Below are 18,042 nucleotides of genomic sequence, written 5' to 3'. Positions count from 1 at the left end.
CCTTTCCCGCGCGACGCTCGCGGATGTGGTCGAGCACAACGACAAGCGCCGCTTCGCCTTCGACGAGACCGGCACCCGGATCAGGGCCAGCCAGGGCCCGTGGTGCTGGTGGTGGACGCGCGCGCGATGGCGGCGGCGGGGCACCGGTTCCACGTCAGCGCGAACGGAGTCTGGCTCGCCGAGCGAGTTCCACCGGAGTTCCTGCGGTTCCCCTCGCCGATGCTCTAGCGTTGCGCTTGCGGCGAAGACGCCGCCACGGGGGACGGAGAAGAGGACGAGGGCTCGATGACGTCGGACGCGTCGCCGATCGGTTGTGTCGGCGTACTGCTGATCGGCACCCGCGGCGAGGCAGGCCCCGGCGAGGCGCTGATCAAGATCCGCGGCGGTTCGGAAACATATCTCGCGTACTCCGAAACCGCGCTGCCCAAGGGGACGCACGTGCTCGTGGTCGAATCCCGCGGCGCCCGCGCGGTCGAAGTCACCGAATGGACCGACCCCTTCGCGCCCACCACCCTTCCTGAAAACGACTAGGAGAAAGACCATGTTCGGTTACCGCGTGCCCGCCCCCGACGAGGCGATGCTGATTTCGGGTGGGAAGAACAAGGCCGCGGGTGGGGCGCCGTTCCGCGTGGTGACCGGGCACGGCGCGTTCATCCTGCCGTTCTTCCGCAAGGTCCGGTTCCTGACGCTGAGCATGACCGAGGCCGAGGTCACCGAAACCTGCGTGACGAAGCAGGCGATCGCGCTCAAGGTGCGCGCGGTGATCGCGTTCAAGGTCGGCAACGACACCGAGAGCATCGTGAACGCCGGGCAGCGGTTCCTGTCCGACCAGGAGCAGATGTCGGTGCTCACCGGCCGCATCTTCGCCGGGCACCTGCGCTCGATCGTCGGCTCGATGACCGTCGAGGAGATCGTCACCGAGCGGCAGAAGCTGGCCAACGAGGTGCTCGACGGGTCCGCGGTGGAAATGGCGAAGATCGGGCTGACGATCGACTCGCTGCAGATCCAGTCGATCGACGACATGGAGCTCGGGTACATCGCCGCGATGGCCGCGCCGCACAACGCCGCGATCCAGCGGGAGGCCCAGATCGCGCAGGCGCAGGCGGACCAGGCCGCGGCCGAGGCGGCGCAGGAGTCCGCGCGCCGCCAGGCCGAGTACACCCGCCAGACCTCGGTGGTGCAGGCGAAGTACAAGGCCGAAGTGGACAAGGCGCAGGCGGAGGCCGCGCAGGCGGGCCCGCTCGCCGAGGCGCAGGCGTGGCGCGACGTCATCAACGCGCGCACCGAACTGGCCCAGCGCGAGGCCGAACTGCGGCAGCAGCAGCTGGTGTCCGAGGTCGTCAAGCCCGCGGAAGCCGACGCCGAGCGGGTCCGCGTGCTCGCCAGGGCGGAGGCCGAGGCGATGGAGATCAGGGCGGCCGCCGCCGCGTCGCACAACAGGGTGGCGCTCGACCAGGCGCTCATCGAACAGCTGCCGCAGATCGTGAAGGAGGCGGCGAGCGGGTTGCAGGGCGCCAACGTCAACGTCCTCAACGGCACCGACGGCCTCGGCCAGATCGCGGCCGGGCTCGTCGGCCAGGGTCTGTCCATTTTGGACTCCGTGAAGAGCGGGCTCTACGGCGCGTCGGACGACGAAGGCGATTCCACCGAACTCGCGCGGTCCTGAACTTGGCCGGACGGACCGAGCGCGCCGACGCCGCCCGCAACCGGCGCGCGATCCTGCTCGCCGCGGAACGCCTGCTGTCCGGTAACGGGCAGCGCGACGTTTCCGTCGAGCAGGTCGCGCGCGAAGCGGGCGTCGGCAAGGGCACCGTCTTCCACCGGTTCGGCAGCAGGGCGGGGCTGATGCGCGCGCTCGTCGACGAGCGCGTCGGGCACCTGGCCGACCGGATCGAAGCGGGCCCGCCGCCGCTGGGTCCCGGCGCCGATCCCGCCGAGCGGCTGGTCGCCTTCCTGGACGCGGTGGTCGCGCTCGCGACGCGCAACATCGCGCTGATGTCGGCCTACGAACGGGCGGAGGAGGGCGAACGCCAGGCCGCGCCCGCGTACCAGGCCTGGCACGCGCACGTGCGCGCGCTGATCGCCGAAGCGCGTCCCGGTCTGGACGCCGAACTGCTCGCGCACATCCTGCTCGGCTCGCTGCACAGCGATCTCGTCGTGCACCTGCTGCGCCGCGGCGAGGCGGACCGGCTGTCCGCGACACTGCGCGATCTGGTCAGGACACTGCTCACCCGAGGCGCGCCGCCCGCTCCTCCAGGTACCGCTGCTCGGGAAGGCTGACCGTGCGCTTGGCCGCGAGGAGGTAGTTCTCGCGGGCGCCCGCGAGGTCACCGGCCAGTTCGAGCAGGTGCGCGCGCACCGCGTCGATCCGGTGGTGCCCGGCTATCCGCTTGTCCTTGTCCAAAGTGGACAGCAGGTCGAGCCCGGCGCGCGGGCCCTCGACCTTCGCGATCGCCACCGCGCGGTTCAGCGTCACCATCGGGTTTCCCGCCACCCGGTCGAGCACCTGGTAGAGCCACCGGATCTCGGCCCAGTCGGTTTCTTCGTCGGACGGCGCTTCCCCGTGCACCGCGGCGATCGCGGCCTGCAGCAGGTACTCGCCGAGCGTCGGCCCCTTCAACCCCTCGGAGACGAGCGCGACGCCTTCGCGGATGGCTTCGGCGTCCCACCGGCCGCGGTCCTGCTCGGCGAGCGGGATCAGCTCGCCACCGGGCCCGGTGCGGGCGGCGGACCGCGCGTCGGTGAGCAGCATCAGCGCGAGCAGGCCGGTCACCTCGCCGTCGCCGGGCAGCAGGCCGTGCACCGCGCGCGTCAGCCGGATCGCCTCCACGGTCAGGTCGGTCTGGAGGAGTTCGGGGCCCGAGGTCGCGGTGTAGCCCTCGTTGAAGATCAGGTACAGCACGTGCAGGACGGCGCGCAGCCGCTCGCCGCGTTCGGCGGCCGCGGGCATCGCGAACCTCGCCCCGGTCGCCTTGATGCGCTGCTTCGCCCTGCTGATCCGCTGCGCCATGGTCGCCTCCGGCACCAGGAACGCGTTCGCGATCTGGGCCGTGGTGAGCCCGCCGACCGCGCGCAGCGTCAACGCGATCTGCGACGGCGGGGACAGGTCCGGGTGGCAGCACAGGAAGAGCAGCTTCAGGGTGTCGTCGGCGTGCTGCGGCGCGTCCTCGCCAGGCGCGGGCGCGAGCAGTTCGTCGGCGGGGGCCTGCGCGTGCACCGTTTCTTCGCGCCTGCGCCGCGCGTGCTCGCTGCGGTACAGATCGGTCAGCCGCCTTCCCGCGACGGTGACCAGCCACGCCACCGGGTCGGCCGGTGTGCCCTGCTCCGGCCACTGCGCGGTCGCGGCGACCAGTGCCTCGGCGACCGCGTCCTCGCACGCGTCGAACTGCCCGTGCCTGCGCACGAGCACGCCGAGGACCTGCGGCGCCACCCGGCGCAGCAGGTCCTCGGCGTCGAAACCCGTTCCGGTCAAAGGTCGGTGCCCGCCGAGAAGACCACCGGCCGGACCTCCATCGAGGTCAGCCCGTCGTGCTTGAGATCGGGGATCGCCTTCGCGATCTCGATCGCGCGCTCCTTGCTCGCCACGTCGACGAGGTAGTAGCCGCCCATGACCTCCTTGGCCTCGCTGAACGGGCCGTCGGTCACCACGGGCACGCCACCGGCTGCCGACACCACGGTGCTCTCCGCCGGGTCGCCGAGGGCCTGGGTCCCGATCATCTCGCCGGATTCCTGGATGGTCTTGATGAACTCGCCGTGCGCGTCCCCGATCGCGGACCGCTCCTCGTCGGTCAGCGTCGCCATCACGGCGGGGTTCACGTGGATCAGCAGCATGTACTTCACTTCTCGCTCCTCGAGGTCCGGACGCCCCCGGCGGGCGTCCTGCACCGGCAAGTCGGAGCCGATGACGCGGTCTCGACAGCCAGCGAGGACTTTATTGCACCGGATTCTTCCGGACGGCCGTCCTGCCGCATTGCGGTCGAAAGCTGGCCGGAATGCTCCTTATCGTCGTTTTCGAACCTCGACGAAGGAGTTGCTGATGAGCCTCGTGACCGCGAACCAGCCGGACGGCACCCCGACCTGGGTCGAACTGGGCGTGCCCGACGTGCCGCGCGCCGAAGAGTTCTACCGCGCCCTGTTCGGCTGGGAGTACGAGGAATGGGAGCGGGGCACGCGGTGCCTCCTGCGCGGGCGGCCGGTCGCCGGTTTCACCGAGGGCTCCGGATGGCTGATGTACTTCGCCGCCGACGACTGCGACGCGACGGCGAAACGGGCCGCCGAGGCGGGCGGCGCCGTGCTCTCGGCCCCGGCCGACACCGGTGACCGGGGACGCGCGGCCGTGCTGGGCGACCCGTCCGGCGCGCGCTTCGGACTGTGGGAAGGCCGCGCGCACCACGGCTGCCACCTCGTGAACGAGCCGAACACCTTGGTGCGCAACGATCTGGCGACCCCCGAGCCCGCACGTGCCCGGTCCTTCTACGCCGAGGTCTTCGACTTCACGCTCGACGGCAACCCGGACCTGCCGGGGTTCGACTTCACCTTCCTCCGCCGCCGCGACGGCCACGAGATCGGCGGCATCTTCGGCGACCCTGCGGCAACGCCCGCGTGGATGACCACTTTCGAAGTCGCCGATGCGGATTCGGTGGCCCGCGCGGCCGTCGACGCGGGCGGCTCGGCGGGACCGGTCGAAGACAACCCGTACGGCCGGATCGCCCAGCTCACCGACCCGTTCGGCACCGGATTCGCGGTCATCGCGCGTCACTGAGGATGGCCAGGCGAGTAGGCAACGTTCGCCGCGGTCTGCCCGGTGGGTGGGGCCACGGTCTGTTGTGGACATTGTGGATCGGGTCGCCGGGGTGGGTGACCGGGGTAGCTGTCTGCCGGGTTTGCTGGGGCGGTTGCCCGCCGGTGTGGCGGGGGTTTCGGTTATGCGGCGCGGGGTTGTGCGGTGTGGAGGGTGTTGGTCCGGGGTCTTCGCCAGGGGTCGAGGAATTCGGGTGGGGTGAACTCGGGGAGTCCGTTGATCATGCGGACTTTCCAGTCGCTGTTGTGGAGTAAGCGGTGGTGGTGCCCGCAAAGGAGGACGAGGTTGCCGAGGTCGGTTTTGCCGCCGTTCCACCATTCTCGGACGTGGTGTGCGTCGCAGTGTCGGGGCTTTCGGTTGCAGCCCGGAAAAGCGCAACCGCCGTCGCGGATGGCGAGCAGGATGCGGAGGCCTTCGGTCACGATTCGCTTGGCGCGCCCGTATTCCAGTGGTTGCCCGTCGGTGCCGAGTACGGCGGGGATGACCTTGCAATCGCAGGCGAGGATGCGGGCTTCGCTCGCGGTGATGCCGGTGACCAGGTCCAGGCAAGCATGCCCGAGTCCTTTCTGGAGCAACTCCAGCGGGATCGTGACGACGATGTCGCCTCGGGTGCTGCTGTGGTTCGGCGCATCCGGATGGCTTGCCGTGAGGTTCACGATCTCCATGAACGCATCCCCGTAGCGCTCAGCCTTCCCACGCACCAGGGGATTGTCCTCTTTATGGGGCAGTGCCAGGGGTTCTAGGAGTGCGAGGGTTTTCGCGCCGGACACCGGGTCGAGGTAGCCGTCGAACTTGATGGAGCCGTCTTTGCCTTGGCGGTATCGGAAAGCGCGTTTGGGTTCGGGGGTGTCGCGGGGTTCGCGGCCGTCGGGGTCGAGGGTGTCGCGCAACCGCCGACCGGCCGCGGCGACCTCCGCCGTGGTCGCGTTCCGAGCGAGATCGACCAAAGTCTTCTCGGTCTTCTCGCGCTCTTCGACCGGCACGGTGTCCGGGATCGCCTGCAGCGCCGACACGATCCCATCCACATGCAGTGGCGAGATCGCTCCCTTGGCGGCGGCTTCTCCGGTCAGCGGCGCCGCAGCGGGAATTTCCGTGCCATCGATACCCCGGCTGGGGTTGATCGCGAGCGCCCGCGCCACCAGTTTCCGCACCGCAGCCGAGGAAGTCCGCGCGATCTCCGCTACCAGTGCGGCGGTGGAGGGATATCCGAGTTCACGCGTGCCGTCGTTGTCGAGTTCCGCGATCACCTGGCAGACCCGGGATTCCTGCTGCCACAAGGACATCAACTCTTCCCGCAGCAGCGCCGCCTTCTCGCGCGCAGCGAGCTGCCACAGCTCCCGCTGCGGTGTAAGGGAAGAGTTCTCGGACACGCCACAATTCTACCGTGATCGCACAGAAGTTCGACTGATCCATCCAGGTGAATCACGATGACAGTCTGAAGTGGGCCATAGAGAAACCTCTTGCTGGCAAAGGAAAATCGACCAACCTCGCAACCGCCGCCCGGCCTCGGCAAGCCGCCCACGCCTCTTTAGTCCAGAGCCTTCTTTGGACCGCAGCCAAACACGGCGAGCCAGCCACGACATCGGCCCCGCTACAGCGGATCGACCTCTTCGAGGCGATCGGACCCGAGCCGCAACCACCGGCTGATGCCGATATCCCGCAGAAAAGGCACATCGTGGCTCACCACGACGAGCGCCCCGGAATAGGACTCCAGTGCCTGGGTGAGTTTCCGGACGCTGGCCAGGTCCAGGTTGTTGGTGGGTTCGTCGAGCAGGAGCAGGCGCGGCGCCGGTTCCGCGAGCAGGAGGGTCGCCAGTGCGGCGCGGAAGCGTTCTCCGCCTGACAGGGTGCCGGTGAGCTGGTCCGCCTGCCGTCCCCGCAGCAGGAACCGCGCCAGCTGAGCCCTGATCGCGTTGTCGCCTGCCGAAGGAGCGGTGTCCGACACGTTGTCCACCGCGGACCGGTTGTCGTCGAGGATGTCGAGTCGTTGTGGGAGAAAGCGCGCCGGTACGAAGGTCCGCGCCGTGCCGGAGCGTGGTTCGGCGAGCCGCATCACAGTGTGCAGCAGCGTCGTTTTACCCGTGCCGTTGTCGCCGATCAGTGCGATCCGCTCGGGGCCGCGCACCGAAAGGCTCACCACCTGGCCGGTCGCGAGTTCCACATCGGACAGTTCGAGCACCTGCATGCCCTGCGGCACTTTCGTGTCCGGAAGGTCGATGCGGATCTCGGCGTCGTCGCGGACCGCGTCCTTGGCTTCCTGCAACCGATCCCGTGCCTGGTTGAGCCGGTCGAGATGGGTGTTCCGGAGCTTGCCCGCGGCGATCTGCGCGTCCTCGGCGCGCTTGCGCATGCGCACCTTCGGTTCGCGCTTGGTCTCGAACATCTTCTTGCCGTAGCGCTGCCGCCGGGCCAATTTCACTTGCGTGTCCGCGAGTTCCCGCTTCTCCCGGCGGAAATCGGCTTCGGCGACGCGGACGGTGCGTTCGGCCGCTTCCTGTTCGGCGGCGACGGCCGCTTCGTAGGCGCTGAGATTGCCGCCGTAGAAGGAGAGGTCGCCGTCGCGGAGGTCGCCGATGCGGTCCACCAGCTCCAGCGTCTCGCGATCGTGCGAGACCAGGATCAGCGCACCTCGCCAGGACCGGATCGCTTCGTGCACGTAGTGCTTCGCCCGCAGGTCGAGGTTGTTGGTCGGCTCGTCGAGCAGCAGCACGTCGGGCACGCGCAGGAGCTGGGCGGCGAGTCCGAGCAGGACGACCTCGCCGCCGGAAAGCTGCCCGGCGCGGCGATCGAGGCCGACGTGCCCGAGCCCGAGCCGGTCGAGCGTGGCGTGCGTCCGCTCTTCGACGTCCCACGCGCCTTCGACAGCGGCGAACTGCGCTTCACCGGCTTCGCCCTCCTCGATCGCGGCGAGCGCGGCCCTCGTTTCGGCCAGGCCCAGCACGTCGTCGACGCGGCGGTCCGCGTCGAGGATGAGGTTCTGGGGAAGGTAGCCGACACTGCCCGCGACACGGACGTCTCCCGACGACGGTCGCAGTTCGCCGGCGATGAGCCGGAGCAGGGTGGACTTCCCCGCGCCGTTGACACCGACGAGCCCGGTGCGGCCTTCGCCGAACACGGCGTCGAGCCCGGTGAACACGGCACGGGAATCCGGCCAGGCGAAGGCGAGGCCGGAAAGGATCACGGTAACTGACAAGGCTGATCTCCTGGGGTCGCTCGTGAACGGGGACGAAACCCCGTGGGCGGTGGCACAGAAGATCAGAGCTTCACCAGTGGACTCCCGGAACGCGGCGGCTACCTACCCCCGAAAGGTAGCCGCCGCGATGAACGGGGCGCAATTCCTTTTCCGGCGCCCGCGGCGGACGTCTCACTCGTCGGAATCCGATTTGGACGGACGGCCGCGGCGGGGGATCCGGCCCGCGGCGTCCGGCATGCGGCCCGCTTCGGTGAGCGCGCGCCTCAGCAGGAACTCGATCTGCGCGTTCGTGCTGCGCAGCTCGTCGTTCGCCCACCTGGCCAGCGCGTCGTGCACGGCCGGATCGAGCCGCAGCAGGATCTTCTTCCGGTCAGCCACGCCTGGCGCCCGTCAGTGGTAGAGCGAGCTCGTGTTCACCACGGGCGTGGCTTCCCGGTGGCCGCACAGCACCACCAGCAGATTGCTCACCATCGCGGCACGGCGTTCCTCGTCGAGGTCGACGACGTCCTGTTCGGCGAGCTGGGTCAGCGCGGTCTGGACCATGCCGACCGCGCCCTCCACGATCCGCTGTCGCGCCGCGACGATCGCGTCGGCCTGCTGGCGCTGGAGCATGGCTTGGGCGATCTCCTGCGCGTAGGCGAGGTGGGTGATCCTGGATTCGATGATCCGCACCCCCGCCGATTCGACGCGCGCGGCGATCTCGGCCGAAAGCTTCTCGGTGATCTCGTCCGCGTTGTCACGCAAGGAAAGGCGGCTCTCGTGGTGCGAGTCGTACGGGTAGCTGTTGGCGATGTGCCGCACGGCGGTCTCGGTCTGGATCCCCACGAAGTCGACGAACTCGTCCACTTCGAACATCGCGCGCGCGGTGTCCTCCACCTGCCACACCACGACCGCGGCGATCTCGATCGGGTTTCCCTCCGACTCGTTGACCTTCATCACCGCGGTCTCGTGGTTGCGGATCCGCACCGACACGTGCGCCCTGGTGGTGAACGGGTTGACCCAGCGGAGGCCCTGTTCCCGGACCGTGCCGGTGTAGCGGCCGAGGAACTGCACCACGCGCGCTTCGCCGGTCGCGACCTGGGTGAGCCCGCCCGCGACGATCGCGGCGGCGAGCTCCAGCACCGCGCCCGCGACGATCAGCGCGATCGAGCCGCCGCCGCCCGCCTGCGCGGTGGCGATGATGCCCCACAGGAGAACCCCGGCGCCGCCGAGGAACAGCACGGTCCCCAGCGCGGCGACCGGGATCCCCGGCGTCCCCCACGCGGCGCGCTCGCGGATGGTCGGTGTCGGCATGTCGACAGCGGTCATGGTGTCCTCCCCGGATGTGATGGCCTCTGACTATCAAAGTGATATCACATTTATCCGGGGAGGACGAGGGCCGACCGGGTTTCAGCCCTTCGCGAGTGCTTGCAGCCGGTCAGCGGTGCCGTTGAAGACGTCCTGGTCGACCGGGCCGGACACGCCGGGCGTGCTGCCCTTGCTGGTGTACTGCCAGAACGTGTAGGTGCCCCAGCCCTTCGGCATGGTGCCGGCCGAGTCGCAGTAGCAGGCGAGGAACAGCGGGTTCGTGGCGCCGAAGCTGCCGTTGTCGCCGGTGCAGCTCGACCACCAGTCCCGCGTGGTGTAGATGGTCGGGTACCGGTTGGTCAGCCGGTGCACCTCGTTGCTGAAGTCGGTGATCCACGCGGTCATGTCGCCGCCGTTCTTGCCGTAGCAGCGGTCGCCGTACGGGTTGTACTCCATGTCCAGCATCGGCGGCAGCGTCTTGCCGTCGGCGGACCAGCCGCCGCCGTTCTTGACGAAGAACTGCGCCTGCGCGGCGCCGCTGGAGCGGTCCGGCAGTGCGAAGTGGTAGGCGCCCCTGATCATTCCGGCGCCGTACGCCCCGTCGTAGTAGCTGCTGAACGTGCCGTCCTTGTAATCGGTGCCCTCGGTCGCCTTGATGTAGGTGTACTGGTTGTTCTTCGCCACGGACCCCCAGTCGATGTTGCCCTGGTAGTGGCTGACGTCGATACCGGGGAGGCCGCCCGGTGCCGCCGCGGTGCGGGCGCCGCCGGTGCCCTCGTTGGCGGCGATGGTGGAGCCCGCGTAGTCGAGTTCCGGGTGGGAGACAGCGGCGAGCGCGGTCTCGTCGGCCGAGCCGGTGCTCGCCGCGCCGATGAGGATCGGGAGTGCCAGTGCGCTCGCGGCGAGCGCGCGCAGCGCCCGTCGTGAGTTCGGGGAGAGGGTAGGCAAGATGGTTCTCCTTTTGGGCAGGCCGGAGCCAGAGCAGGTGTCCCAAGTGGCGCTCGGCGGGGAAACGGTGGTGCCCCAGTGATCACCCCGGCGAACGCTGGGGGCACCGTATGTGTAGAAGATTCCAGCCACCAGTTCAGTCGGGTAATTTCTTACGGATTACCTCGAATGGCCGAGAACTTCGGTCGGTCCCGACCGTCGTGATCCGGTTCACCGCCGCTTGCGGGCTCGGGTAGACGTCGTGAACAATAACCGGCGTGTGCAACTATTGCGGACGCTGGTAGTTGCCGGGGATCCTGCGCTACGGCGTGCCGTCGCGCAGGATGGGTTCGACCGCCGCCAAGGAAGGTTTCCGCACCATGCTTCTCGACGTCTCGGGCAAGACGGCACTGGTCACCGGGTCCACCCAGGGGATCGGGCTGACCATCGCGACCGCGCTCGCGCGGTCCGGGGCCAGGGTCGCGGTCAACGGCCGCAAGCCCGCCACCGTCGACGAGGTGGTGGCGAAGATCCGTGCCGAGGTCGACGGCGCGGAAGTCGTCGCCGCGCCGGCCGACGTGACCACCGAAGAAGGCGCCGAGCAGATCGCCGCGGTGCTGCCCGGCGTCGACATCCTGGTGAACAACCTCGGCATCTTCGGCGCGACCCCGCCGCTGGAGATCACCGACGACGAATGGCGCCGCTACTTCGAGGTGAACGTCCTCGCCGCGGTCCGGCTCATCCGCCGGTACCTGCCCGGCATGGTCGGCAGGGGCTGGGGCCGGATCCAGAACATCGCGAGCGATTCGGCGATCGTCATCCCCGCCGAGATGATCCACTACGGCACGTCGAAGACGGCGCTGCTCGCGGTGTCGCGGGGGTTCGCCAAGGAGGCCGCGGGCACCGGTGTCACGGTGAACTCGGTGATCGCGGGCCCCACTCACACCGGCGGCGTCGAGGACTTCGTCTACCAGCTCGTCGACAAGGACCTGCCCTGGGAAGAGGCGCAGCGCGAATTCATGCTCAAGCACCGGCCGCAGTCGTTGCTGCAGCGCCTGATCGAGCCGGAGGAGATCGCGAACATGGTGGTGTACCTCAGTTCTCCGCAGGCATCGGCCACCACGGGCGCGGCGGTGCGCGTCGATGGCGGCTACGTCGACTCGATCGTGCCCTGACGGTCCTGGCTCGCTGGTTCGGGCAGCGTCAGTGCGAGCAGCCACGACACCACGGCGAGCCCGATCAGCGCGGCGAGCGCGATCTGGAGCGAGGTGCCGTCCGCGAGTGCGCCGATCGCGGGGGAGGCGATGCCGCCGACGCTCACCGCGAGCCCGAGCGTCACCCCGCTCGCGGTGCCGACCCGGTTGGGCAGGTAGTCCTGGCCGAGCGTGATGTGCAGGGAAAACGGGACGTACAGCGTGATCGCGGCGGCGGCCACGAAGAGGTAGACGGCGTAGCCCGGCGCGAAGACCACGCCCGCGAGCGCGGGAATGGTGGCCGCGTAAGCGATCCGCATCGTCCGGACGCGGCCGTGCTTCGCGGCGAGCCTGCCGCCGAGCACGGTGCCCACCGCGCCGCCCGCGAAGAGCACGAACAGCGCCACCGCACCCGCGGTCGCGCCGCCGGGCACCCGGCCGCGCACGTACAGCGCGACGAACGCGCTGAGTCCCATGTAGACGATCGAGCGGCACATCACGACCGCCGTCAGCCGGAGGAACCGTGGCCAGTCGTCGTGCCCGCGCCGGTCTGGCTCGGCGCGGGTTTCCGCGTCGTGGCGGGAAAAGGTGCGCAGAACCGACGCGGTGAGCAGGGTCGCGACGGCGGCGGGCGCGACCAGGAACGGTGTCGCGCCGAGCCCGCCCGCGGCGAGCACGGGGGTGACCACGACCGGCGCCAGCGCGAAACCGATGTTGCCGCCGAGGGAAAACCAGCTCATGCCGGTGTGCGCGCCGCCGCTGACGACCCTGGCGAGCCGCGCGGCCTCCGGGTGGTACGCGGCGACGCCGAGCCCGCTGAGCGCGACGCCGAGCCAGGTGCTCCAGTAGCTCCCGCCGAGACCGCTCATCGCGAGGCCGATACCCGCGGTCGCCATGCTCGCGGGAAGCAGCCACGGCATCGCCCGCCGGTCGGTGAGGAGTCCGAAGAGCGGTTGCACGATTGAGGAAAGCAGGGTCGCGGCGAGCACGATGCCCGACGCCGCGACGTAGTCGTAGTGCCGTTCGGCCACCAGCACGGGCACCAGCGCGGGTACCGCGCCCTGGTAGAAGTCGACCCCCGCGTGTCCGGCGGAGAGCAGGGTGATGGCGCGGTTTCCTCGTCGCACGGTGATCGTCACGCGAGCATCCTCGGGCGCGCGGACGTTGTCGCGCTTCCGATAAAGTGCCTCACTATGTCGATTTCCCGCCACGACGGCTCGGTCACCGCCGTGCACCGGCTTCCCGGTGGTTCGGAGGTCGCGCCGCACTGGCACGACGACCACCAGATCGTCTACGCGGGCAAGGGCGTGCTGTCGGTGCGGACCGACGGCGGCAGCTGGGTCGCCCCGGCCACGCGCGCGATCTGGATACCGGCGCGCACCGTGCACCGGCACCGCGCGCACGGCGCGACGGATCTGCACACCATCGGCCTGCCGGTGACCGCGAACCCGCTCGGGCTGCGGCGGCCCGCGGTGCTGCGCGTCAGCCCGCTGCTGCGCGAACTCCTCCTCGAATGCAGCCGGTACGGCGAGACCGAAACCCCGCAGGTGCGCCGTCTGCGTGCCGTTCTGCTCGACCAGCTCCGCAGTTCGCCGGAGCAACCCGTGCACCTGCCGTCCGCCCGCGATCCGAGGCTGGCGGCGGTCTGCGCGGTGCTGGAAGGGGAGCCGGGGGACGGCAGGACGCTCGCCGCGCTCGGCGCCGCGACCGGTGCCGGGGAGCGCACGCTGAGCAGGCTCTTCCGCGCCGAATTCGGCATGACCTTCCCGCAGTGGCGCACACAGCTGAGGTTGCGGCAGGCGTTGCTCCTGCTCGCCGACGACCTGCCGGTGACGGTGGTGGCGCATCGCTGCGGCTGGGCGTCCACGAGCGCGTTCATCGACGTCTTCCGCGCCGCGTTCGGGCACACGCCGGGCACGCACCGGGACGACCGGAACCCGGCTCGCGCGGGCGAATGAGCCGGTGGATCCGAGGTTGTCCACAGCGATCCCGCGCGTGTGGACAACTCGGCCCGCCGAGCGCGGATCCGCCATCCCGCCGAACGGCGGGCGGTAGACTGGGCTGGGGTCGCCCCCCGGGAACGGGTGGGGGATGCACTTGGTTAGACGCCGTGGTCGAAGTGCTCGTCGAGGATTCGTTTCGCGGCTTCGACGGTGTGGCAACCGGCCAGCACGTACGCCGAAAGGCCAGGGGGAGGAGTCCCGAGATGACCGGACGCAAGCCACCCGGAATGCCCTACGAATCCTGGCTCGACACGCAGGTGCGGCAGGCGGAGGAGCGAGGGGAGCTGGAAAACCTGCCCGGCGCTGGTAAACCGCTGCCGAAGGGGCGCACGCGGACCGCGCTGGAATGGGCGGCCGAACTGGCCCGCCGTGAAGGTGACGACACCCTGGCCATGCTGCCACCTTCGCTCGCACTGGCGAAGGAGGCCGAACTCCTGCCGGGGCGCGCGGCGAAGGAGCGGTCCGAACGCGCCGTCCGCGCGCTCGTGACCGAGCTGAACGAGCGGATCATGAAGGCCTACCGCCAGCCCCAGGACGGGCCGCCGATGCGCGTGCGGATCGTCGACGCCGACGAAGTGGTCGAGGAGTGGCGCAAGCGCCAGGAGTGACGTTCCGTGTCGTCGCGCTGCTTCACCGTGTACGCCACGCCGGGCGAACCCGCCACGCCGAGGTGGTCAGTCCCCCGCCATGGGGAACTTCGGTGCCCTGCCCGGCGAACTGTCGGTGCCATGACGGATCATCTACGGGTGGCTAAGCGTGAGGGGAAAGAGAACGCCGCCGCCGAGGAACCGACTCCGATCTACGACGAGGCGGTTTCGCGGGCGAGCGGCGAGGGGGCCAGCTCGGAGCAGGCGGATGACGCCAAGGACGCCGGGCGGCATCGGACCTGAGCATGTCGTGGCGAAGCGTTCGCGCCCAGGCGCGGACGCTGCTTCGGTGTGCCTTCGTGCACTCTCCGTGACGGGCAGGGCTGGTCACATCGGGATGGCGATCGGGCCGCCGTCGAGCAGCACCTCCAGGTACTGCAGGTAGAGCTGGGGCACGCTCACCTCGCCGGTCCCCGCCAGCCGGACGGCCACGAGCAGGTAGCCGACGAGCAGCAGGATCACCGAGGCCGCCATCGCGAACGCGTTCACGCGCGGCGGCTTCAGCAGCAGCATCGCGACGAGGGCGAAGGGCAGGCCGCTCCCGGGAATCGCGAGCACGGCCTGCGCGGTGGTGGAGAAACCGGCGCCGAAGGTCGTCGCCGCCGCGAACCCCCAGCCCGCGAGCCCGACGGCACCGACGAGCGCCGCCCACAGCAGCCTGCCGCGCGCCTCGTCCGGCAACCACGACCCCGCCGACCACCGCCAGCCCATCCAGCCGAGCACCGCGAACAGCACGATCGCCGCGCACACCACCACGAACAGCGGCGACGGACCGCCGCCGAGCAGGGTCGAGCGGGTGAGCAGGAACGCGCCGACGCCCATCGTCAGCGAGCCCGCCACCCACACCCAGAGCACCTGGGGCCACCACGGAGCATGAGTTCTCACGATCCGCATCCTGCCCGGCCGCGATCGCGCCCGGTGGGTTTCCGGGCAGGTCGTGGGCCAGTCGTGACCGAACGCCGGTTGACCTGGAGCGCGCTCCAGCCCATACGCTCCGGCCACGCCCGGAAAGTCCGTGGCGGAAGGGGGAGCGGCCGTGGAACTCGGCGTGCACGTCATCAAGTTCGACCACCCAGGCGGTCCCGCGGCGATCGCGCCCGAACTCGCGCGCGTCGGCGCCGCGGTCGAGAACGCCGGGGTGCGCTGGCTTTCCGTGGTCGACCACTACTTCCAGATGGAGCACCACGGCGACGCTTCGGACGCGATGATCGAGGGGTACTCGGCGCTCAGCTTCCTCGCCGCGCACACCACGACCACGCGGCTCGGCATGCTGGTCACCGGCGTCACCTACCGGTACCCGGGGCTGCTCGCCAAGATCGTGACCACGCTCGACGTGCTGTCCGGCGGGCGGGCCACACTCGGACTCGGCGCCGGCTGGTACGAACGCGAGCACAAGGGGCTCGGCGTGCCGTTCCCGTCGACGGCGGAGCGGTTCGAACGGCTCGAAGAAACACTCCAGGTGTGCCTGCAGATGTGGGATCCCGGCAATTCCGGTGCCTACGAAGGCAAGCACTACCGGCTCGCGGAGACGATCTGCGTGCCGCCGCCGATCAGCGCGCCCCGGCCGCCGATCCTCGTCGGCGGCGGCGGTGAGAAGAAGACGCTGCGGCTGGTCGCGCGGTACGCCGACGCGTGCAACCTGCTCTCCTCGACGCCGGAAGAGGTCGCGCACAAGCTGGACGTCCTCCGGCGCCATTGCGACGACGCCGGCCGGGACTACGCCGAGATCGAGAAAACGGGCGTGTACAACGGCGAGGCGCTCCGGCACGGCGACCTCGACGGGGTGGCCGCCGAGCTGGCGCCGTTCGCGAAGCTCGGTATCACCAAGGTCATCGTGATGCCGCCGGACCAGAACGCGGCCGCGTGGATCGACGAGCGCTGCGCACCACTGGTGCCGAAGCTGGCGGAACTCTGAGCCACTGTCCACAACGGACACGGTGCCGCGCGGCCCGCTGCCTTGCGCTCAACCCTAGTTGAGGCGGCAGAGTCGGGTTTTCCGCGAGCACGAGGAGTTTCATGGGCACGCCGACCCGCAGGCACGAACTGCTGACACTGACACTGGCCTGCGCGGGATCCTTCGTGGCGATCATGGATGCCACGATCGTTTCGGTCGCGCTGCCCGGTATCCGTGCCACGCTGGGGTTTTCCCCGTCGGCACTGACCTGGGTCGTGAACGCCTACACGCTGGCCTTCGCGGGGTTCCTGCTGCTCGGCGGCCGGTGCGCGGACGTGTTCGGGCAGCGGCGGATGTACCTCGCCGGCACCGTGCTGTTCACCGTCGCCAGGCTCGCGGGCGGGTTCGCGGGCTCGCCCGAGGTGCTGCTCGCGGCCAGGGCGGTGCAGGGATTCGGCGGCGCGCTGCTGATGCCCGTCACGCTGTCGCTGCTGACCACCACGTTCACCGATCCCGCCCGCAGGGCCAAGGCGCTCGGCACCTGGAGCGCGGTCGGCGCGATCGGGGCCGCGGCCGGTCCGATCCTCGGCGGTGTCCTGATGCAGTGGGCGGGCTGGCGCTCGGTCTTCTTCGTCACCGTGCCGATCGGGATCGCCGCCGTACTGGCCGCGCTCGCCGTCCTCGCCCGCGGGGACCGGACGGCGGCACGCCCGCGACTGGATTCCGCGGGAGCCGTGCTCGCCACGGCCGGGCTGGTCGGCGTGGTGTACGGCGTCATGCGCGCCGCGGTCGCGGGCTGGGGCAGCGCGGAGGTGCTCGGCGCGCTGCTCAGCGGCGTCGCGCTGCTCGCGATCTTCCTTGTGCACCAAGGGAAATGGGCCCGCGAGCCAGTGCTTCCGCTCGACGTGTTCCGGCTTCGCGCGGTCAGCAGCGGCAACTTCGTGATGTTGTTGCTCGGCCTCGGGTTCTTCGCCAGCCCGGTGCTGCTTTCGCTGTACCTGCAGGACGTGCACGGGTACACGCCGCTGCGGGCCGGGCTCGGGTACCTGCCGATCGGCGTCGCGATGTTCGCGGGCGCCAAGTTCGCGGGCGCGGTGTCCGTCCGCCTCGGCCCGCGGCGGGCGGCCGTCCTGTACTGCCTCGTCGGGGCGGCCGGGTTCGCCGCGCTCTCGGCGCTGATCGGGGCCGACCGGTCCTACCCGGTGTCCGTGCTGGTTCCCGGTGTGGTGTTCGGGTTCGGCACCGCCGCCGCGTTCACCCCGATCACGCTGGCGGCGACCACCGGCGTCCCGGCGCACCGGAACGGGCTCGCCGCCGGGGTGCTGAACACGGTGCGGCAGACCAGCAGCGCGATCGGGCTCGCCGTGCTCACCACGATCTCGGCGGGCGCGGCCGCGTCCTGGGCCGCGGGGCACCGGGACGGAGCGGATTCACCCGGCGCGCTCTCGCACGGTTACTCGGTGGCCTTCGCGGTGGCGGCGGCCTGTGTCGTGTTGGCCGCCGCCGCGGCGGCGGTGCTCATGCCGCGGGTGCCGGGCGGTTCGCGACGGGCACCGGTCGCCGCGGCCGCGCCGCCGGGCGGCCCGGAACGTCCACTTCGGACCGGAAGCTCGGGCACCGCTCCAGCGGACCGGGATGGCCGCAGGTGAGCAGGTAGGCGAGGTAGTTGCGGGCCGCGTCCAGCTTCGCCATGTGCGCGGTGATCGCGTCGGCCCGCGCGGCGACGATGTCGCGCCAGCCGGGATCGTCGTCGAGCACGCGCGCGATCTCGTCGATGCTCATCGTCCCGGTGTCGCGCCACATCTGGACGAGCGCGATCCGGTAGAGCTGATCGGTGTCGTAGTGCCTGCTGCCCGCGTGCCGCCGCGGGGTGATCAGGCCGCGGCGCTCCCAGTAGTGCAGGGTCGAGATGGGCAGGCCGAAGTGGTCCGCGACCGCCCTGATCGAAGTGAGGCCCTCCATGTCTCCATTGGACCGCACGGTGTTTGGTTAGGCAACCCTAATTTGAATGCGGCGAAAAAAATCCGATCCCGGTTGTCGAACGAGCCGCCCGTCGTTCGACGCAAGAATGAGCACGGGCCGGGACGCGGCCCGCGA

At 70.2% G+C, this 18,042-nt stretch carries 20 protein-coding genes and 1 pseudogene; 11 read left to right on the top strand and 10 right to left on the bottom strand.

Annotation, left to right across the window (positions count from 1 at the left end; all coding sequences use genetic code 11):
* The first annotated feature begins 99 nt into the window (after nucleotides 1–99).
* Genes HUW46_RS49010 through HUW46_RS09290 form a run of 4 tightly spaced genes read left to right on the top strand, consistent with a single transcriptional unit; the run spans nucleotide 100 to nucleotide 2,280 of the window.
* Nucleotides 100–228 carry a hypothetical protein gene (locus HUW46_RS49010; RefSeq protein ID WP_442860926.1) on the top strand — a complete coding sequence of 43 codons (129 nt, stop codon included), beginning with the start codon at nucleotides 100–102 and terminating at the stop codon, nucleotides 226–228.
* 57 nt (nucleotides 229–285) lie between these two features.
* Nucleotides 286–531 (top strand): hypothetical protein, encoded by a 246-nt coding sequence (locus HUW46_RS09300; protein ID WP_215546910.1) that lies wholly within the window; start codon nucleotides 286–288, stop codon nucleotides 529–531.
* A gap of 10 nt (nucleotides 532–541) precedes the next feature.
* Nucleotides 542–1,666, top strand: coding sequence for an SPFH domain-containing protein (locus HUW46_RS09295; RefSeq protein WP_215546909.1), 1,125 nt, complete (start codon nucleotides 542–544; stop codon nucleotides 1,664–1,666).
* Between the two features lie 2 nt (nucleotides 1,667–1,668).
* Entirely contained in the window at nucleotides 1,669–2,280 is a 612-nt protein-coding gene (locus tag HUW46_RS09290; RefSeq protein WP_215546908.1) for a TetR/AcrR family transcriptional regulator, read from the top strand.
* Here HUW46_RS09290 and HUW46_RS09285 read toward each other — a convergent pair.
* Together HUW46_RS09285 and HUW46_RS09280 are read right to left on the bottom strand one after the other, a co-directional pair.
* Nucleotides 2,228–3,472, bottom strand: a complete 1,245-nt coding sequence (locus tag HUW46_RS09285; RefSeq protein WP_215546907.1) for an RNA polymerase sigma factor — start codon at nucleotides 3,470–3,472, stop codon at nucleotides 2,228–2,230. The two genes, HUW46_RS09290 and HUW46_RS09285, sit on opposite strands and share 53 nt — an antisense overlap.
* Nucleotides 3,469–3,840 carry a YciI family protein gene (locus HUW46_RS09280; protein ID WP_215546906.1) on the bottom strand — a complete coding sequence of 124 codons (372 nt, stop codon included), beginning with the start codon at nucleotides 3,838–3,840 and terminating at the stop codon, nucleotides 3,469–3,471. Before HUW46_RS09280 ends, HUW46_RS09285 begins: the two co-directional genes overlap by 4 nt.
* A 196-nt stretch (nucleotides 3,841–4,036) precedes the next feature.
* Between HUW46_RS09280 and HUW46_RS09275 the strand changes: the two genes are divergently transcribed.
* A complete protein-coding gene (locus tag HUW46_RS09275) occupies nucleotides 4,037–4,762 on the top strand; it encodes a VOC family protein (protein ID WP_215546905.1) in 726 nt (241 codons plus the stop codon).
* 161 nt (nucleotides 4,763–4,923) lie between these two features.
* Here the strand turns inward: HUW46_RS09275 and HUW46_RS09270 are convergent, their stop codons facing one another.
* The 5 genes from HUW46_RS09270 to HUW46_RS09250 form a co-directional block, all read right to left on the bottom strand.
* A complete protein-coding gene (locus tag HUW46_RS09270; protein ID WP_254125976.1) occupies nucleotides 4,924–6,078 on the bottom strand; it encodes an HNH endonuclease signature motif containing protein in 1,155 nt (384 codons plus the stop codon).
* Between the two features lie 314 nt (nucleotides 6,079–6,392).
* Nucleotides 6,393–7,994 carry an ABC-F family ATP-binding cassette domain-containing protein gene (locus HUW46_RS09265; RefSeq protein WP_215546904.1) on the bottom strand — a complete coding sequence of 534 codons (1,602 nt, stop codon included), beginning with the start codon at nucleotides 7,992–7,994 and terminating at the stop codon, nucleotides 6,393–6,395.
* A 171-nt stretch (nucleotides 7,995–8,165) separates the two neighbouring features.
* Complete coding sequence (locus tag HUW46_RS09260) at nucleotides 8,166–8,372, bottom strand: hypothetical protein (protein WP_215546903.1); 207 nt, start codon at nucleotides 8,370–8,372, stop codon at nucleotides 8,166–8,168.
* Between the two features lie 12 nt (nucleotides 8,373–8,384).
* Nucleotides 8,385–9,302, bottom strand: coding sequence for an SPFH domain-containing protein (locus HUW46_RS09255; RefSeq protein ID WP_215546902.1), 918 nt, complete (start codon nucleotides 9,300–9,302; stop codon nucleotides 8,385–8,387).
* Nucleotides 9,303–9,383: 81 nt separating this feature from the next.
* The gene (locus HUW46_RS09250; protein WP_254125974.1) at nucleotides 9,384–10,229 is read right to left on the bottom strand and encodes a GH25 family lysozyme; all 846 of its coding nucleotides are present in this window, start codon (nucleotides 10,227–10,229) and stop codon (nucleotides 9,384–9,386) included.
* A gap of 359 nt (nucleotides 10,230–10,588) precedes the next feature.
* Between HUW46_RS09250 and HUW46_RS09245 the strand changes: the two genes are divergently transcribed.
* The gene (locus HUW46_RS09245) at nucleotides 10,589–11,383 is read left to right on the top strand and encodes an SDR family NAD(P)-dependent oxidoreductase (protein ID WP_215549759.1); all 795 of its coding nucleotides are present in this window, start codon (nucleotides 10,589–10,591) and stop codon (nucleotides 11,381–11,383) included.
* Here the strand turns inward: HUW46_RS09245 and HUW46_RS09240 are convergent.
* The gene (locus HUW46_RS09240; protein ID WP_254125972.1) at nucleotides 11,359–12,540 is read right to left on the bottom strand and encodes an MFS transporter; all 1,182 of its coding nucleotides are present in this window, start codon (nucleotides 12,538–12,540) and stop codon (nucleotides 11,359–11,361) included. The two genes, HUW46_RS09245 and HUW46_RS09240, sit on opposite strands and share 25 nt — an antisense overlap.
* A gap of 54 nt (nucleotides 12,541–12,594) precedes the next feature.
* On the opposite strand from HUW46_RS09240, the gene HUW46_RS09235 reads away from it, so the two are divergent.
* From HUW46_RS09235 to HUW46_RS09225, 3 genes are all read left to right on the top strand, one after another.
* Nucleotides 12,595–13,359, top strand: coding sequence for a helix-turn-helix domain-containing protein (locus tag HUW46_RS09235; RefSeq protein ID WP_215546901.1), 765 nt, complete (start codon nucleotides 12,595–12,597; stop codon nucleotides 13,357–13,359).
* A 248-nt stretch (nucleotides 13,360–13,607) separates the two neighbouring features.
* Entirely contained in the window at nucleotides 13,608–14,012 is a 405-nt protein-coding gene (locus HUW46_RS09230) for a J-domain-containing protein (RefSeq protein WP_215546900.1), read from the top strand.
* A 138-nt stretch (nucleotides 14,013–14,150) separates the two neighbouring features.
* Complete coding sequence (locus tag HUW46_RS09225; RefSeq protein WP_215546899.1) at nucleotides 14,151–14,294, top strand: hypothetical protein; 144 nt, start codon at nucleotides 14,151–14,153, stop codon at nucleotides 14,292–14,294.
* An 84-nt stretch (nucleotides 14,295–14,378) separates the two neighbouring features.
* Here HUW46_RS09225 and HUW46_RS09220 read toward each other — a convergent pair whose 3' ends face one another.
* A complete protein-coding gene (locus HUW46_RS09220; protein ID WP_215546898.1) occupies nucleotides 14,379–14,936 on the bottom strand; it encodes a hypothetical protein in 558 nt (185 codons plus the stop codon).
* A 151-nt stretch (nucleotides 14,937–15,087) separates the two neighbouring features.
* On the opposite strand from HUW46_RS09220, the gene HUW46_RS09215 reads away from it, so the two are divergent.
* Nucleotides 15,088–15,966, top strand: coding sequence for an LLM class F420-dependent oxidoreductase (locus HUW46_RS09215; RefSeq protein ID WP_215549758.1), 879 nt, complete (start codon nucleotides 15,088–15,090; stop codon nucleotides 15,964–15,966).
* A gap of 101 nt (nucleotides 15,967–16,067) precedes the next feature.
* Nucleotides 16,068–17,594 carry a DHA2 family efflux MFS transporter permease subunit gene (locus tag HUW46_RS09210; RefSeq protein WP_215546897.1) on the top strand — a complete coding sequence of 509 codons (1,527 nt, stop codon included), beginning with the start codon at nucleotides 16,068–16,070 and terminating at the stop codon, nucleotides 17,592–17,594.
* 112 nt (nucleotides 17,595–17,706) lie between these two features.
* On the opposite strand, the pseudogene HUW46_RS48235 reads toward HUW46_RS09210, so the two are convergent.
* Nucleotides 17,707–17,907 (bottom strand): annotated as a pseudogene (locus tag HUW46_RS48235) (helix-turn-helix domain-containing protein); the annotation flags it as partial.
* Nucleotides 17,908–18,042 lie beyond the last annotated feature (135 nt).

This window comes from Amycolatopsis sp. CA-230715, from assembly GCF_018736145.1.
Classification (GTDB): domain Bacteria; phylum Actinomycetota; class Actinomycetes; order Mycobacteriales; family Pseudonocardiaceae; genus Amycolatopsis.
This window is presented reverse-complemented; position numbering and strand designations above follow the sequence as displayed.

Bases quoted from the DNA above. Each gene is read 5' to 3' on its own strand.
- HUW46_RS09300 (WP_215546910.1), top strand. From the start codon at position 286: ATGACGTCGGACGCGTCGCCGATCGGTTGTGTCGGCGTACTGCTGATC.
- HUW46_RS09295 (WP_215546909.1), top strand. From the start codon at position 542: ATGTTCGGTTACCGCGTGCCCGCCCCCGACGAGGCGATGCTGATTTCG.
- HUW46_RS09275 (WP_215546905.1), top strand. From the start codon at position 4,037: ATGAGCCTCGTGACCGCGAACCAGCCGGACGGCACCCCGACCTGGGTC.
- HUW46_RS09255 (WP_215546902.1), bottom strand. From the start codon at position 9,302: ATGACCGCTGTCGACATGCCGACACCGACCATCCGCGAGCGCGCCGCG.
- HUW46_RS09245 (WP_215549759.1), top strand. From the start codon at position 10,589: ATGCTTCTCGACGTCTCGGGCAAGACGGCACTGGTCACCGGGTCCACC.
- HUW46_RS09235 (WP_215546901.1), top strand. From the start codon at position 12,595: ATGTCGATTTCCCGCCACGACGGCTCGGTCACCGCCGTGCACCGGCTT.
- HUW46_RS09230 (WP_215546900.1), top strand. From the start codon at position 13,608: ATGACCGGACGCAAGCCACCCGGAATGCCCTACGAATCCTGGCTCGAC.
- HUW46_RS09210 (WP_215546897.1), top strand. From the start codon at position 16,068: ATGGGCACGCCGACCCGCAGGCACGAACTGCTGACACTGACACTGGCC.